At 50.8% G+C, this 16,943-nt stretch carries 11 protein-coding genes; 2 read left to right on the forward strand and 9 right to left on the reverse strand.

Going from position 1 to position 16,943, the window contains the following annotated elements:
* Positions 1 to 46: 46 nt before the first annotated feature.
* Together KTH90_RS11090 and KTH90_RS11095 are read left to right on the forward strand one after the other, a co-directional pair.
* Positions 47 to 1,414, forward strand: a complete 1,368-nt coding sequence (locus tag KTH90_RS11090; protein WP_238726797.1) for an MFS transporter — start codon at positions 47 to 49, stop codon at positions 1,412 to 1,414.
* Between the two features lie 15 nt (positions 1,415 to 1,429).
* A complete protein-coding gene (locus tag KTH90_RS11095; RefSeq protein ID WP_158352477.1) occupies positions 1,430 to 3,943 on the forward strand; it encodes a beta-mannosidase in 2,514 nt (837 codons plus the stop codon).
* A gap of 417 nt (positions 3,944 to 4,360) precedes the next feature.
* On the opposite strand, the gene KTH90_RS11100 is transcribed toward KTH90_RS11095, so the two are convergent.
* From KTH90_RS11100 to KTH90_RS11140, 9 genes are all read right to left on the reverse strand, one after another.
* Complete coding sequence (locus KTH90_RS11100) at positions 4,361 to 7,522, reverse strand: glycosyl hydrolase (protein WP_238726798.1); 3,162 nt, start codon at positions 7,520 to 7,522, stop codon at positions 4,361 to 4,363.
* 151 nt (positions 7,523 to 7,673) lie between these two features.
* A complete protein-coding gene (locus KTH90_RS11105) occupies positions 7,674 to 8,708 on the reverse strand; it encodes a hypothetical protein (protein ID WP_238726799.1) in 1,035 nt (344 codons plus the stop codon).
* Positions 8,709 to 8,731: 23 nt separating this feature from the next.
* Positions 8,732 to 9,796, reverse strand: a complete 1,065-nt coding sequence (gene ulaG / locus KTH90_RS11110; RefSeq protein ID WP_158346993.1) for an L-ascorbate 6-phosphate lactonase — start codon at positions 9,794 to 9,796, stop codon at positions 8,732 to 8,734.
* Positions 9,797 to 9,892: 96 nt separating this feature from the next.
* The gene (locus KTH90_RS11115) at positions 9,893 to 10,852 is read right to left on the reverse strand and encodes a nucleoside hydrolase (protein WP_158352546.1); all 960 of its coding nucleotides are present in this window, start codon (positions 10,850 to 10,852) and stop codon (positions 9,893 to 9,895) included.
* Positions 10,853 to 10,854: 2 nt separating this feature from the next.
* Positions 10,855 to 11,685: a carbohydrate ABC transporter permease gene (locus KTH90_RS11120; RefSeq protein WP_238722159.1), complete on the reverse strand. Its 831-nt coding sequence runs from the start codon at positions 11,683 to 11,685 to the stop codon at positions 10,855 to 10,857.
* A gap of 16 nt (positions 11,686 to 11,701) precedes the next feature.
* Complete coding sequence (locus KTH90_RS11125) at positions 11,702 to 12,571, reverse strand: carbohydrate ABC transporter permease (protein WP_158346995.1); 870 nt, start codon at positions 12,569 to 12,571, stop codon at positions 11,702 to 11,704.
* 98 nt (positions 12,572 to 12,669) lie between these two features.
* Positions 12,670 to 14,028 (reverse strand): ABC transporter substrate-binding protein, encoded by a 1,359-nt coding sequence (locus KTH90_RS11130; protein ID WP_238726800.1) that lies wholly within the window; start codon positions 14,026 to 14,028, stop codon positions 12,670 to 12,672.
* 322 nt (positions 14,029 to 14,350) lie between these two features.
* Complete coding sequence (locus tag KTH90_RS11135; RefSeq protein ID WP_158346997.1) at positions 14,351 to 15,307, reverse strand: sugar-binding transcriptional regulator; 957 nt, start codon at positions 15,305 to 15,307, stop codon at positions 14,351 to 14,353.
* Between the two features lie 40 nt (positions 15,308 to 15,347).
* Positions 15,348 to 16,823 (reverse strand): FGGY-family carbohydrate kinase, encoded by a 1,476-nt coding sequence (locus KTH90_RS11140; protein ID WP_238726801.1) that lies wholly within the window; start codon positions 16,821 to 16,823, stop codon positions 15,348 to 15,350.
* Positions 16,824 to 16,943 lie beyond the last annotated feature (120 nt).

Below are 16,943 nucleotides of genomic sequence, written 5' to 3' on the forward strand. Positions count from 1 at the left end.
TGCCTGTCAGGCGGGAGAATATTTTTGAGGTAAAGGAGAGGAACGTATGGGTAAAAAACAATTTACGACATCGAAAGGTGAGAGGGGCAGTTATGGATTGTATGCCTTTGGCGCTATTTTGTCCTATTATGTGATTATGAGTTTTCTGCAATTATTTATGACGGATTTGGGGATTCCGGCGGCCATGGTTGGCCTGATCTTTGTGTTTGCAAAGGTCTGGGACGCCATTAACGATCCGGTTTTTGGTGTCATTGTGGACAAGGTCAATTTAAAAAAAGGAAGATACAGACCGTGGCTGCGTATCGCCGGTCTTACCATTCCCATAACAACGGTTTTGCTGTTTATCATACCATCAGGCGCATCCATTCAGGTAAAGATCATCTGGTCCGCGGCGGCTTATATTTTGTGGGACACGGCATATACCATGTATGATGTGCCGATGAATGCAATCGTTACTGCCATGACGGAAAATCAGGAAGAAAGGAATAAATTGTATTCCCTGAACTCATTTTGCGTATATTTGGGCGGGATTCTGGTGGCCATTTTGGTTCCGCTGCTCTATCCAGCTATAGGGTGGCCTTTGACCATTTTAATTTTGGGCGTACTTTGCCTGGTCACAATGATGCCATTGCCCGGCAAGGCAAAAGAAAGGTATGGCGGGAAAGCAGAAAAGGAAGTCTCCATTAAGGAAATTTTTATGAGTCTGGTTCATAATAAATATCTGTTGATTTTTACGCTGGCCTCCATTGTCAGCGCCCTGACGGATTTTGGCAATACCTTGCTGGCATATGTGGCGATTCACTGTCTGGGCAGCGAATCTTATATCACACTCCTTACCTTGTCCTCCGCACTTCCCATCCTGATGATAGCTCTGCTGATTCCTAAAATGATCAGCAAGATGGAGAAATTCAAGCTGAATATCACGGCCCGTATCATTGCTCTGGTGTTTACGACAGTAATGTATTTTGTGGGGTATGAAAATACAGTGTTCGTGATCATTCTTTATATGGGGAAAAGCCTTTTTTCTGGAATCAGTGCGGTTACGGCGATCATGTTCGTTGCCGATTGTGTAGAATATGGCCAGTTCCGCAACGGGGAGAGAAATCAAGGCATCGCTTTTGCAACGAAAGCGTTTACCAATAAAATCGTCGTGGCGCTGACGGGAGCCCTGGGTATGTTTGGTGTGGCGGCTGTCGGATTTGTGGCAGGAGAAGGCGTGGTCCAGGGTACCGGAACCATTAACGGCCTTTGGGCACTGTTTGGCCTTGCTCCATTGATCGGAGGGATTATTTCTATCTTTATCATGTTGTTTTGTTATAAGCTGAGAGACCCGGATGTGGCACTGATGATCCGCTGCAACAACGGTGAAATGTCCAAAGAGGAGGCAAAAGCTTCGTTCCGGCACAAATTTTAATAGGAGTGTATAGACATGATGACATTGTATTTAAACGGTAAATGGAAAATGCGTGCTGCAGGGTGCGAAAACATCTGGGATGCGGTTGTTCCGGGAACCGTGGCAGCCACACTGCTGGAGCATGGAGCGATGCCTGATCCTTTTTGGCGGGATAATGAGAAAAAGATACAGGAGATACTGGATCGGGATTACATTTTTGAAAGAAGTTTCACGGCAGAAGAAGATTTGTTAAAGCAGGAACAGATTGTACTTCATTGCAATGGTTTGGATACGTTGGCGGAAATTCGTCTGAATGGAGCAGTTGTTGGTAATGCCGATAATATGCATCGCACATGGCTCTTTGATGTGAAGCCGTTTTTGAGACAGGGAGAGAACGAGATCTCGATTTATTTTCGCGCGCCGGCACCTTATTTGAAAGAACATCCGTCCGGGATTGGGAAGCCCTATACAGCGCTTCGGAAGGCTGCATGTATGTTCGGCTGGGATTGGGGGCTGTCGCTGCCGGATTCGGGCATCTGGCGTGATATTATGATCGAAGGATATGAAAAAGGAACCATAGAGACCGTAATTATACATCAGGAACATATGAATGGAAAAGTTATTGTAAAAGCACAGCCCGTCTGCCGGGGAGCGCAGGACCTTCTTTTCCGGCTCACTCTGACCGAACCGGATGGTGCAAAGCTGGAAACCCGGGAATGCGCTGCCGGAGGCACGGTATACTTTGAAGTGGAACATCCCAGGCTCTGGTGGCCCTCAGGTCATGGCGGGCAGCCGCTGTACAGGCTGTGCACCGAACTAATGATGCAGGGCATGGTTTTAGATAGCAGGGAGCAGCGGATCGGACTGCGGACGATAGAGCTGAATCGTTCGGAAGATGGTGACGGCGCGAAATACTCCTTTGTAATCAATCATTTACCTGTGTTCTGCAGGGGTGAAAATATGATCATCGAGAACTCGGTCATACAAAGGACAGACGGCAGCCGCTATAAGAAGCTGATAGAGAACTGCCTGCGTTCCAATGTGAACAGCATCCGCGTGTGGGGAGGGGCTTATTACCCGCCGGAGGAATTTTATGATTTATGTGACGAAAATGGGATACTGATCTATCAGGATTTCATGTTCGCCTGTTCCTTTTATCAGATATCCCCTGAATATATGGAAAATGTGAAGCAAGAGCTGAAGGACAATCTGGCGCGGATAGCCCATCATGCCTGCATCGGGCTATACTGCGGAAATAATGAAATCGACTGTATCTACACAGTGACAGGCGCAACAGATCCCGAGACCACGGCGCTTCGCAAACTGTTCGGTTCCGGTAAGGACCCATTACCGGAAGCAGTCAGGAAGGCTCTTTGGGCCAATTATGAACCATTATTTTTAGAGATGATTCCAGAGCTGTGCAGTCGTTATGCACCGGATACGGACTATGTCCATTCCTCTCCGTCCGCCAAGGCACCGGGAGAAGTCACTGCCTTTTTCGACTATGCAAAGGATGGGGATCTGCATTATTATCTGCAATATAACGGAAATGCCCCCTATCAGAAAATACGGACCATGCGCAGTCGTTTTGTAACAGAAATGGGGTTCCAAAGCTATCCTTCCATGAAGACCATCGCTTCTTTCACAGAGCCACAGGACAGGCTGCCTTATACCCCGGTGATGTATGCCCATCAGAAATGCGCCGGCGGAAACGAAACAATCGAACTGTATATGGAGCGCGACTATTTGATTCCAAAGGACTTTGAAGATTATGTCTTTTTGTCACAGCTTCAGGCCGGAGAGATTATGCGGTATTCCGTGGAACATTTCAGGCGTGATAACGAATATTGCAGAGGGATCATGCTGTGGCAGCTCAATGACTGCTGGCCGGTCGTGAGCTGGTCGGGAATTGATTATTACGGCAGATGGAAGGCGCTTCAATATTTTATACGGCGGTTCTATGCGCCTGTGCTGGTAAGCGCCAGGGAAGAGGATACCAATGTCTCGCTGTGGGTTTCCAATGAAACTGCGATGGAATGTAACGGTCAACTCCGATGGAAATTATATGGAAAAGATGGAAAGATACTGGACCAGGGCGAGAAATCGGCCCATCTGTCAGCGGGTGAAAGTGCTTCGTTGGTATATCTTGACTATTCCAGGATGTTAAACAGGATAGAAAAAAAATCTGCTTATCTGTTTTTCGAGTGGAAACATAACGGAAATGTAGAAAGGGGCACGGTTTTGTTTGTACTTCCAAGGGAATTTTACTTCTCGGAGCCGGAGCTTTCCTGGGAGGTTAAAGAAACGGGGAGCAGTTATGTCATTGAAGTGACCGCCAAACATTTTGCAAAGGCGGTCGGATTTGATACGTCAGAAGGCGACTGTATTTTTTCCGATAATTATTTTGACTTGCCGGCGGGAGAAAGCCGAACTATAGAGGTGAAAAAAGTTGAATGCGAAGGCATTTCGGATTCGGAGGATCTGAGAAGGCAGCTTATGGTCCGCACGCTCAATGATGTTATGCTGAGGGCGGCTATGGCCGGAAAGTAAGATAGAATGGCGGACAAGCATTCGCTGCAAATCCGCCCGTAGAACGTGTATTAAGAGTAGTTGGCATACAGAGAGAAGGATTTATTTCCATGGTTGTTTGCGCAGCGGAAAAAATAGTAAATTACAGGCTGCCCTTATAGCTCCCCTCTTCTGTGAATCATTCATACTAGTAGTCTGTTCTTCAAGTCCTTGTGCATAGAGTACCTGATCTTCGCGTCAGGTGTGCGATTGCGAAGCGACGGCGTAGCGGGTCCTACGGCTAGCTTCGCAATCGTGCACCTGGCGTGAATAGCGGATGCTATATGCACAAGGACTTGAAGAACGGACTACTAGTCTCCCGGATACAGCTCAAGCCTTCGTAACTTTTACTCCTGTTTCAATTACCTGCCCGACTTTTACGCACATACTGTCAGAGGCTCATACCAAGCTCTCAATAACTACAGGCTCCGACAAAAGTCCGGCCGCTGCCAGGCGGTAGCTGTCCGTCCAGGCGTCCCCAGCCGTCCGCCAGGCGTCCGGGCCGCACCATTTATCCTCGCTGTCCGCCTGGTGTAAGGCGCCGAACGCATTCTGTCTGGAGATATACGCGGTTATCTCAAGCATATGTTCCCCGGCTGCCGGTCTGCCCAGTTCCGCCTCATAAGGCGGATAGGCCAGCGCTCCAAAATCCTGCCCATCCATTCGCACGTGCAGCACATTGGCCCGGTAATGCAGAATCCGCACCCGCAAGTCCCCGCCCCCGCTGCATAGTCTTATCCGGTAAGTGACCGCCCCTCCATAGAAAGCAAGTCCCTGTCTCGTAATATCGTCAAATCCTATCTGCTGCGGAAAAGCCGTGATCCGTTTCCTGCTTCCGCATACCTGTACACCGAAGTCACCCAAAAGGTAGCACCATTCCGTGTTGGTACGCTTGCCGAACGGGATCGTAAGCTCCAGTATATTAGCACCTTCCCTCAGCCTGGGAAGAGGAATCCTGCGTATGGCCCGATCCACATACCAGCCCGCGTCGCAGGCCCCCACTTCCTCCCCGTTCCAGACGATCTGCGCCTGTTCCGGATGCTCGATGGCCAGATAGGGACTCTCATATGCGATCTCGCTTTCCACCTGGAAGCGCAGATGGAGTTTATGGGATATCACCTCTTTTTCTATGGTCCATGGCTGCGCCAGCGCCGCCCCTCTCCTGGGCCAGCCTAATTTTTTTCTGCAAAGATTATCTGCCCGGAAAAGCTCGGTTTCCCCGCTAAAATCTTCCTCGTCCAAATGGAACCAGGCTTTATCAAGAACCAGCACATTTGGCTCCGACAAGGTAAAAGAGGTCAGGGCTTCTACCGGCAGCCGCCGCTCTTCTCTTCCGCTGCCGTCGTATTCATCCGCTTTCATCCCAACAGCCCGATTGCCATCTACAGGATTTTCTGCCGCACTATTGTCTGAGGACTCTACCGGAAGAAGCCTCAGCAGCAAGCTGTCGTAATCATAAAAATAATAGGTAATGACCGTGCAATTATTTACGTGGCGGAAGGCAATGGATTCTTCTTGTCCATTCTGGGTATTGAATAGAACCGGTGCATAGAGCCCTTTGATCCGCAGCCTGATTTCCCTCTTTCGGGGGATATCTTTGTTATAAGGCTCGGTTCCCCGGGCAATAAACAGCCATTTTTCCTGTCCGTCCATCCGAAGCTGATACAAAAGATTCGTAGTCCGGGTTCCGTCCGCTTCTCTTAACTCCACTTCCCGGAAGTCATCTAAGGCAGCCAGAAGGTCCTGCCGTTCGAACATAATCACCTGTCCCGCCTTATCAGCCTGATCATAGAGGGCTGCAGGCCGGTCTGAGACTACCGCGTCCATATAGCGGGGGCATTTTCCCATGAATATCAGACGGCCGCCCTGATCCCGGAATTTTTCCAATCTTTCCAATGTGCTCGCGCGCAGAGTCTCGCACTCGGGAACCACGACGGCATCGTAGCTCATTTCTCCTACCTGCAGCGGCGCTTTGCCCTCCGGACACTGGAACGGCAGCTGGGACTCGCAGATATAATCAAAATCAATTCCGCCGAACAGCAGCCATTCCGTCACATTTTCGAAGTTTTCATCCATCTGCTGCCGGATATCCGCCGTCTGATCGGAAGGCCCCCAGTGCAGCCAGTAGCTCTCAATCGGATGTATCACGCCGACCCGCACGACTGCTTTTCCCCTGGTCAACGCCGTGTTCACCCGCGCGAAATGATCTTCCACATATCCAAACTCCCGGTGCCAGGGAGACTGATATCCGAAGGTGGCCGGGAAATCCCTCTTGGCCTCGCCTTCCATAGAAACCCAGGAAAGATGCGGTACCCGCAGGGTAACCCCCAGGGCCGCCTGCCAATCTCCATGCAGCTTATAATCCCGGAAATCCGCAGTCCAGCCGGTCACCCCATATAACTCGCTCATAACGCCTTCCCGGCCGCACTGATGCGCCATGGACTGGGCCTGTTTCACGGTGGCATATTCCAGATCCCAACGAAGCATATCCACGCCCGGGATGTCGATGCCACGGTAGGAACGCATCGCTTCCCCAAGAGCCGCGCACTGGGATTCAAGAGTCGGTTCCTCCATCAGATGTCCCGTTAACAGCAGATGATTGCTGCGGCACCATTCCCCGTAAGTATCGGCAAAGGCCGAGGTAAAGCGCTCCGCCACATGATCGTGATAACGGTATCTGGTTACAGACACCCCCTGATCCGGCAGTTCCCAGATCAGTTCCGGCAGCTTTTCGATCAGGCTGCCGCCATAGGCTTCGCGATACGTATCTTCCAGATCGTCGGTCCAGGGCAGCGTCACATCCATTTTACTTCCGGCGAAGTTCAGCGTATGCTTTCTGGAGAATTGGGGTTCATCGGTAAAAACTGCGGGTACAGATTCCCCGAAGTCCTCCCCGATTCTGCTTTTATAGCGCTCATGGGTCACTTCCAGGAACCGCTCCACAGCCCGCTTGTCCAGGGTATTGCTGTAGGTCTGGTTGTTGTACCAGGGATTGGGCTGGGCGGTTTCCAGATAGGCATACCATATATCTCCCCTTTGTTGTTCGCCGTCCTGCAGCAGCCGGTATCCGGCCAGGCATCCCTGCCGGTCCAATTCAATCTCATATCGGGCCAGAAGGGTCCCCTTGCCATTTCTAAGGGGCTGCGACAGGAATCCGCCCGGTGTTTCCATACCTCCCAGCTCTTCATAGGACCAGGGCGTAAACAGCAGATATTTCTGCCGGTACTGCTCATCCTGCGTCACGATTCCTCCGGCCGCGCCGGAAGACCAGCGGTCCTCATCATAGAGCCAGGCCAGCATCCGCCTCTTTTTGGCTTCCTCCACACATTCCTGCACGATCTGCATATATTCCTCACTCAGATACGGGGTATCCATTCCGGTTCTCACGTGCATGAAAAAGCCGCCGAATTTCATCTCCTGGAGATCCCTTATCTGCCTGCGCAGTTCCTCGGTATCCAGTTTACAGTTCCAGGACCAGAAAGGAGCGGCCCGGTATTCGCTGGTGGGATTTTGGAACAGCTCCTGTGAAAATGGGGTGTTATAAGACTGCTTATACAACATATGTTTGTCTCCTTTAGGTGCAATTGGGGACATGTCCAAATTAATTTGGGACATGTCCAGACTGAAATGGACATGTCCCAAACTGATCTGGGACATGTCCAGATCGAAACGGACATGTCCCAAACCGAAATGGACATGTCCCAAATCGATCTTATGGTATAACTTTATAGATAACTGCCTGGGCGGCTTCCCGGTTGGCGGACAGGATATAATCCGCATCCGCGCCGTTATAGATCATGGCGTTGCTGGGGCCCGCGTTCTCATCCACCGTGTGAATCCGGAATTCCTGCGCATCCGCATCCCAGGAGATCAGGAAGAGCTGTTGCTTTCCCCTCCTGCAGCCGCCGATGAATACCGGCCGGCCATTCAGGCTGCCGCTTTTCACTACATGGTAGAATTCCGTGACTTCCGGGTGCTCGAACACCTGCCGGTAACTGCCGTTTTCCTCTTTGTAGATCCGATAATAGCAGCCGTGGAATTCCTCGATCACCGCCAGTTCTTCCACACCGTCCCCGTCAATGTCGATCAGGTCGATATCGCTGGCGGCACGGTCTAAGATCTTCTCAATGGTCCAGTCGGAAACGGCGCTCTTAGGGGGCGTCACGCGGAATACGCCTTCCCGTCCGGCGATGTATGCGGTATCCTTGCCGTCCGCTGTTTTTTTGCAAAAACCGTGGTTCTGGTGGATCTCCACCGGAAGGGGGGTGAGTGTAATCCCGTCGTTCAGATCTTCCGGCAGCTTGGCCACATAGAGATGGCCGGGCAGCGACCAGTCCTCCCGCGTGGCTTTGTGATCCGCCAGTGTCGCACAGATCAGATAGTTACCGTCCGCGCCGGTGAGCACATCAAACCGGTGAAGATAGGGAAGGGTAAATAATTCCTGTACCCGGTATCCGTCCGCTTCCTTCCGGCACCAGACCAGCTCTGCTTCCTCCCAGTCGTACAGGCGGTAGAACTTCTGTACCGCCAGGAAGCCTTTTTCTTCCCCTAACGGCACCATGCTCATGGTTCCGCCCGGTTCCTCCCACACGGTCTTCTTTTGTTCAAAAGTGCCGCAGTCGAAGGCCACACAGCCGCCGGCTTTGCCCTCAGTGGCAAAAAAGGCATAATCTATTTTATCCTCCGGCATTACGGTGACGCTGTAACACCGTTCCATATCTGTCAGGACTTTTTTCTGAAATTTCATCTTTACCTCCCTCTTCCGCCGGATTACAGAATCGACCGGAACGGCGTGTTGGGTTCTTCGATAAAGCAGTCGGAAAAACCTCTGTCATGATGATACTGGCGTTTTTCCTTGTCGGCGGGGTATACATATTTTCCCCCTACCTCCCAGATAAACGGATGGAACTGATAGTTCAGACGGTATTTTTTCATCTCGTAGAGCACTTCGATCTCCCGGGTGTCTGCCATGAAATTCGTCCATACGTCATAATGGATCGGAATCACCACCTGGCAGTTCAGGGCTTCGCCCATCCGCAGGATATCGCAGGAAGTCATCTTGTCCGCGATCCCCACAGGATTCTCACCGTAGGAGCCAAAAGCCACATCGATCTTGTGGTCCTTGCCGTGTTTTGCGAAATAGATGGAATAGTGGCTGTCGCCGCTGTGGTAAATGTTGCCGCCCGGGGTTTTGATCAGGTAATTCACCGCTTTTTCGTCCATGTCATCGGGGCAGGTATGCCGAATGTCCTCTTCCCCGTTGGTGGTAACCAGACAGGTTCTGTCAAAGGATTCCAGAGCCAAGATTTCAATATCTTTGATCTTAACGCTGTCTCCGGGTTTCACTTCGATGAAGCGGTCCTCCGGAACTCCCCAGGAACGCCACAGCTCGATGGATTTCTTCGGCCCGATGAAGGGGACTTTCTCCTCCACATTGCGCAGCACCGCAGCCGCGTAGTTGGGATCCATATGGTCCTGATGATAATGAGTCGCCAGCACCGCATCCACATGCTTTACCGCAAAGGGATCGATCACAAAGGGCGTGGCCCGCAGATTCGGCTGCAACAGCCTTCCGCCGCACATGTTTGCCATCTGGTGTCCCTTGGCCATATATTTATTCTGCTTGGACCTCTTGCCGTTGCCGCACCACAGGTCGATGCTGATGTTGCAGCCGCCCGGGGTTTTTACCCACAGTCCGGTGCAGCCAAGCCACCACATCGCCACGTTTCCGGGCTGAACTTCCTCTTCCTCAATTTCTTCATTTAACCAGGTTCCCCATTCCGGGCAGCTGCTCATAATCCAGCTTTCCCTGGTGATTTCGTCTATTTTTGCCATAGTCTGCCTCCTCATTTCTTTCATTCTTTATGCGCTCTTCCATTATGTAAATACAAATATTTCTATGTCCGATATGTCCGATTACACCGTCTTACATCACTTTGTGCCCTGCCGCTGTGCATACAGAGCTAATTTAGCAAAGAAATCCTCCAGTATGTAGCGGCTGTTCACGCGGTGGTATACTTTGATCTCACGGTTGTCCGGCTCCTCTGTGTAGGTCATATCAGGCCGGATACCAGGCGCTTTTCTCCATTCATATCCAAACAACTGGTCGGCCAGCAGCACCCCGATCCCCGGCGAGTCACCCAGGCACCAGAATTCTCCGGTCCGGTTGGTGGCCATGGAAGCGGGCGTATGACTGCACTGTTCCAGCTGTTCAAACAAATATCTGCCCAAGATCCCGCACCCTTTTACCTTGTACTGAAGCTCCGCCATAGAAACCAGTACTTCCGAATAGACATCCCTGGGGATCTGCCACAAAGGCAGGTCGGAATGCATGACGGTCTGCGCCGCCAGAATATCATTGCTCAGATTATATTCAAAACCACCGTAGGGATACGCCCCGCCGCCGATCCAGATACAGGTCAGCTTCTGGGCGATGGACGGTTCGCAGATCCAGGCCAGGGCCATATCGGTCAGCGGTCCCATACACACCACGTATAACGGCTCCTTTGTATCTTCCCGAAGCGCTTCCTCTATGATAAACCGCGCGCCGTCCGATGGGGGCTTCTGTCCCGGAACCGCTGCAACGCCGTCCGTGATCAGCTGTCCGTTCCGCTGTGTCAAAGGCTTACTTGCGCCCGGATGAGCCAGCCCCTCCGGTAATCCCATCAATTGTAAAATATGCTTTAATTCCGTATCACTATCCTGCATACTGTGGGGGCTTCGCACACTGCCAAAGTGAGCGGCCACGATCCCCCGGTTGTCAAATTTGGGGCTGAGCAGCGCATGTATGATCGCATAGGGATCATCGGCCTCATTTTTTACATCGGAATCGATAATCAGCCGGATTCTTTTCCCTTCCGGTATCTTATAGTCGTATTCATCGTAAATCATTGTCACGCCTTAACGGCTCCAGCCATTCCTTCCACGAACTGACGCTGGAACACAATGTAAATAATCAGGATTGGTATGATGGAAACCAGCACACCTGCGCTTAACAGACCGTAATCCGTACTGAATTCTCCCATAAAGCTCAAAAGCCCGTTGGGTACCGTCTTCATGGTATCCTTGGTAATCAGTACGCTCTGGAGTAAGAATTCGTTCCAGGTGTTCAGGAAATCCAGGATAAACATAGTCGCCACAGCTGGTTTTGCTACCGGCATGATTATGTTGGCGTAAAGCCTGTATTTTCCGCATCCGTCGATGGCCGCCGCCTCATCCAGTTCATTCGGTATGGATCGGAAAAATCCGCGGAAGACCAGTGTTCCCAATGGAATTCCAAAACCGATATAGGTAAAGATCAGGCACAGATATGTATTATTCAGATGCAGTCTGGAGTACATAATATTTAACGGAATCAGCGCCATCTGTACCGGCAGCATCATTCCGACCAGGATAAAGATAAACAGCGCGTTGCTGTGGGGAAGCTTCATTCTTGTCAATGCAAATGCGCACATCGAAGAGATCAGCACTCCCAGCGGAACCTTGATCAGACATACCATGATACCGTTTGCCATGAATCTGCCGAGATTTCCGTTTGTCCATGCTTTCGAGAAGTTACTCCACTGAATCGTATCCGGGATGGAAAACAGATTCAGGTTTGAAAAGAATTCACTGGTGCTTCTGATTGCAGACAGGAACAGCATGACCAGAGGAATGACCCAGATCAACGCTACCAGTGTCAGCACGATATAAAAGAGGATTTTCTTAATACTTTTTTTCTTCACTTTCCACCGCTCCCATCTAGTCTTCTTTTGTGGAGTATATTACATACGGAACAATGATCACCATCATGATCGCCATCATAACCGTAGCGACAGCGCTTCCTGCCCCCAGGCTGTTGTAAGAGAAGGTCTGGTTATACATGTACGTGGCCAGTGTCTGCGTGGCATTCGCCGGCCCGCTGTCCGTCATTACATAGACAATATCGTACACCTTCATGGATGCGATGATCTGTGTTGCCAGCACGATAACGAAGGTTTCTTTCAGCATCGGGACGATGACCCGGATGAACAGGTTGAACTTTCCGGCTCCGTCAATTCTGGCCGCTTCCAGGACATCCGACGACATAGTCTGCAGTCCTGCCAGGAAGTATAACATCGGCTGGCCAAGGCCCTGCCACAGCGCCGCGATGAACACACAGTACAGCGCGATCTTTGGATTGGACAGGTAGGCGCCCTTTAAGGAATCCAGTCCCAGCGCGTCCAGGAATGTATTGATCATACCGAAGTTGGGGTTATACATCCATTTCCAGATAATACCTACGATGATCCAGGACAGCATGTAAGGGAAATAGAAGATCGACCTGTAAACGATACGCCCTTTAAAACGATTATTCAGCACCAGTGCCAGGAGCAGCGCCAGTACCACTGTGATACAGACGGTCAGGACAATCCATATGATATTATTTTTCAGGGCAATCCGAAAGACCGCGTCGTTTGTAAATAAATTCACATAGTTTTTGATGCCTATGAATTTTTTCTCTGAAATTCCGTTCCAGTCAAAAAAGCTTAAGATCACGGAATAAAAGGTCGGAAAAACAATGATGATAAAATAGATGATCAAAGCCGGAGCCAAAAAAGATAGTGTTTTCAGCCGTTCCTTCGTCTTCAACTTGTGAACCTCCCATCTGTGTTAATACGCGGGCCTTTGCCCTTCAATAGGACTCCTATTGAAACAGCAAAGGCCCTGCATATATTCATCTGCCTATATTACTTATTTGCCGCTTTGTAAGAATCAATGGCAGCCTGAATCTGCGCACCTGCCTGAGAGGGTTCGATGCTTCCCAGCAATACCGCCTCTTCCGTAGCGAATACAACATCCATGATTTCGTTCGGAACGTTCTGGTCGGTGGTGGTATAGCTTCCGGCTTCGTCGATCATTTCCAGAAGGCCGTCTGCCAGTGCCATGGAATCGGAAAGTTTCGCGCCTGCTACAGCGGTGGGCTGCTCAATGGATGCATGGGCTGCCAGGCTTTCGTCACTGTAGTAGTAATCCCAGAACAGCATAGCTGCTTCAAACTGGTCATCGGTCAGGTTCTTGTTGAACTGTGTAGTTTTTACATAGGAAGAGATTCTTCCGGTTTTTCCATCCTGTCCGGTAGGCAGTGCAAAGAAGGAATACTGGGATGTGTCATATCCGTTCGCCACGACATCGGAGGCCATACCGGAATTATCCATTACCATTGCGCTGCTGCCGCTGAATACATACATCTTGGCGTTGTTGGCGTCTTCTGTTACATAACCGTCGATGAAGTAGCCTTTGTCGCCCCAGTCTTTTAATTTTGCAAATGCATTGGTCACTGCTTCTGATTTGGACCAGTCTGCTTCCAGTGCGTTTAATGCGTCATGTTCTTCCGGTCCTGCATAGTACTCAAGCAGGGCTTCCAGATATCTGAAAATGTGCCATCCGCCTGTTGAGAAGGATGCCTGGCCGTTTTCTTTCAGGGTTGCACATACCTGTTCCAGTTCTTCAAATGTGGTCGGAACTTTCAGGCCGTATTTATCAAAAATGTCTGTCCGGTACCACAATACCAGTCCGGTGTAAACCTGAGGGAAGGCAATGATCTTGCCGTCATCTGTTTTACAGAGATCCAGCGCGGATTTCACGTATTTGTTTTCCCAATCGTGTTCCGCTGCATATGCGGACAGATCGTAGCACAGGTCAGCCGACGCATAGTAATTCGCGTAGTTATATCCGCCCCAGTTATACCACATATCGGGCAGGGTTCCTGAAGAAGCCGCAACCTTGGTGTTTGTCTTGATATCGTCTGTAGAATAGAAGGTGGGCTCGATCTTGATGTTCGGATAGAGCTTCGCGAAATCAGCGATTACCTGCTCGTCCGCATCTTTATGCCAGGTAGGAGACCAGAAGGTCAGGGTTACATCTTTATCAAACTTTGCACCGTCCGCAGCATCAGCTGCATCCGCATCAGCCGGAGCCTGAGTCTGCTCCGCTGCAGGCTCTTTGGAAGCCTCAGGCTGAGCTTCTTCCTCTTTGGATCCGCAGCCAGCTAACATAGAAGCCATCATTGTCAAGACTAATGTACATGCTAGTAATCTTTTTTTCATTATTTTCCTCCGTTCTGTGCGTTTTTCAGCACATACAGGTATGGGTGAACGTCCTTTGTTCAACCGTTCCCTCCTGCGTTTTCGCATTTCATCAATTATTATTTCATTTTTTTGAAACAGCAGTCTTATCCGGCGCCTGACAAAGCTTTGCTGTCTCCCCACAGAATCATTTGGCGAAATTGCACATTTGCTCAATTCATTTGCCTTTTCTCCAAAGATATTGTAACATTTTCTCATTTACTTGGCAATACGCTTAAAAAATAAGCACATATGTTACTTTTTTATTGCAACATTTGTGCTTATTTCAATTATTTCAGCCTATTCATGACAGTTTCACCATTTTTTCCGCTGTCGAGCTGTCCGAAATCAGCACATCCACGAAGCCGCCCTTGATTGCTCCAAGCAGAGCTTCCGCTTTCACTTCACCAGTAGCCACCACTATGACTTCCTTTATCTTACGGATGTCCTCCAGCTCGATACCGACGCATCTGCGGTTCCAGGCATTGTCCAGAATCTTACCATCCTTATTGAAAAACCTGGCGCCCAGGCAGCCGATGGCCCCCTGATCCCGGATCTCGTCGAACATTTCTTTCGTCATATACCCCAGCCACGGGTTGGAGTCCGTTACCTTCTCAAGCGTACCGATACTGGTGAGAACGATATCCGCATGGGTAGCCAACGACAGGGTACTCGCCACATTCTTATCCTTCATGATCTGGTTTTTCACATAGATATCCGGCACAAACAGCGGGGAGTTCAGCCCGTAGACGATACCACCGTATTTGGATGCCAGCCGGTTGGCGATATTGTCGCTGTTGCTCATCAGATTCGTGGTAGCCGCCGATCCCATAATCTGTACGATATCGATGGGGATCTCCTCCACATCGGTGATCGCCTCCACTGTCCGGCGGATCGTCCCGCCCCAGGAGATTCCCACGATCATTTTCCGGTTGATCTTTTCTTTCAGCAGCGCCGCCGCCAGTTTTACCACGCCGTCCCTTACTTCCTCTTCCGTCTTCTGGCCGCTGTTGTAGAGCTGCACTTCCTTTAAATGAAACCGCTCCTTTAAGCGCTCCTCGAAGGAGTGATTCCTCTCCAGGATATGATTGATGCGGAATTCCACCACGCCCATCTCGTGCGCCTTTTTCAGAATCCGGGAAATCCTGGCCCTGGATAGATACAGCTGGTTCCCGATCTCCTCCTGTGTCATATCCTTCTCATAATACATCGAAGCCACTTCCGTCATAAGGCTTAACTGCACCATTTCCTTCTTGTTCATCTCATTCCCCTCCTTACCGCGTTTTCAGGATCTAAAACCGTCATGCATCCTCTAACGCCCGGTACAACCGCTTCCTCTTTTGTATCATCTCCCGGTAGATCTGTGTGTTCTCCCGTACCGGGCTATAGCTGTCTTTCCCTGCGGCCAGCAGCCTTTCCGCTTCCTTAGGCCCTTTCACAATCCCAAACGCCATGGCGGCGCTTAAGAACGCTCCCTTCGCCGTAGCCTCCGGGTCCTGCCCCAGCAGCAGCGTGCGGCCGCAGGCGTCCGCCTGTATCTGGTTGAACAGCTCGCTCTTCGTCAATCCTCCGGACAGGCAGACCTTCGATGCCGGCCCCGTATATTCCTCTATCACCGACAGGTTTTCCGCCGTCTCAAGAGCGATTCCCTCCAGCAGCGCCCGGGCAAAATCTCCTCTGGTATTCTGCAGGGTCACATTCAGGAAACTTCCGGTGGCGCGGCTGTTCCAGTCCGGTGAACCTCTTCCCTGAAAATAGGGGAGCACAATGATTCCTTTCGAGCCCACCGGAGACTGCCAGGCCTCCCGGTTCACCTTCTGTATTCCCTCTTCCTTCTCGTCGTAAAACTCCCGGAAGAACCATTCATATAAAATAGCCGACGACAGCATACTGGCTTCCACTATGTACTGCCCCTGAACCGCGGAGACATTGCACAGAAAACGCATATCCGGATCCAGCACCGGTTCCCCGGAGCAGGCGATCAGATAGGCCCCCGTTCCCGTAGTGGCCTGGACGCTGCCGCTCTCCATCACGCCGGCTCCCAGGGCCCCGCACTGCTGGTCACCGCCTGCCGTCACCACAGGCGTTCCCTCCGCCAATCCGCAGGCCGCGGCAAAAGCAGGTGTCAGACGGCCCAGAACCGAGCCCTGCGGGATCAGCGGACACAGCTTCTCCCGGTCAAGCCCAAACAGGCGAAGCATCTGATCATCCCATTCCAGATCCCGGATATTCATGAGCCCCGTACGGCTCCCATAAGTGTAATCACTGGCCCATACGCCGGTCATTTTATAGTGAAGGTAATCGGCCACCGTAGCGATCAGCGCGGCTTTCTTATAGATATCCGGCATCTGCCTTTTCATCCACGCGGCTTTCACTCCGGAAAATACGGGATACAGCCGGACGCCGGTGTGTTCATAGACCTGTCTTTCACAGTCTTTCAACTCTTCGCATACGCCGGCGGCCCGTTTGTCCTGCCACATGACGATCTCACTTAAAGGTTCCCCCTCCCGGTCCACCGCCAGCACGCAGGACCTCAGCGCCGTGGTCGTGATCCCGATCACAGGGATTCCCCTCTTTGCGGCGGCCTCCGCGCATGTCCTGACCACTTCGGTCAGATGGTCCCGGTAGACTTCCGCTTTTTGTTTCACACAACAATCCGATTCATAGATCGGAATACTTCCCACCGATGTTTTAAAAATCATATTCCCGTCAAGGTCATACAGGATGCCTCTCATATTGGAGGTTCCCACATCAACTGCCAATACTGCTTCCATCATCTTCTCCTCTTAATCGTGCAACTTTTCGGCTATATATGAGCAAATGTGCCTTTTTTGGTTTAGATATGGATTATTTATGCAATTATGTTATCATATAAAGCACAGATGTGCAAGTTGTTT

The organism is Diplocloster modestus, assembly GCF_019042245.1.
GTDB classification, from domain to species: Bacteria; Bacillota; Clostridia; order Lachnospirales; family Lachnospiraceae; genus Diplocloster; species Diplocloster modestus.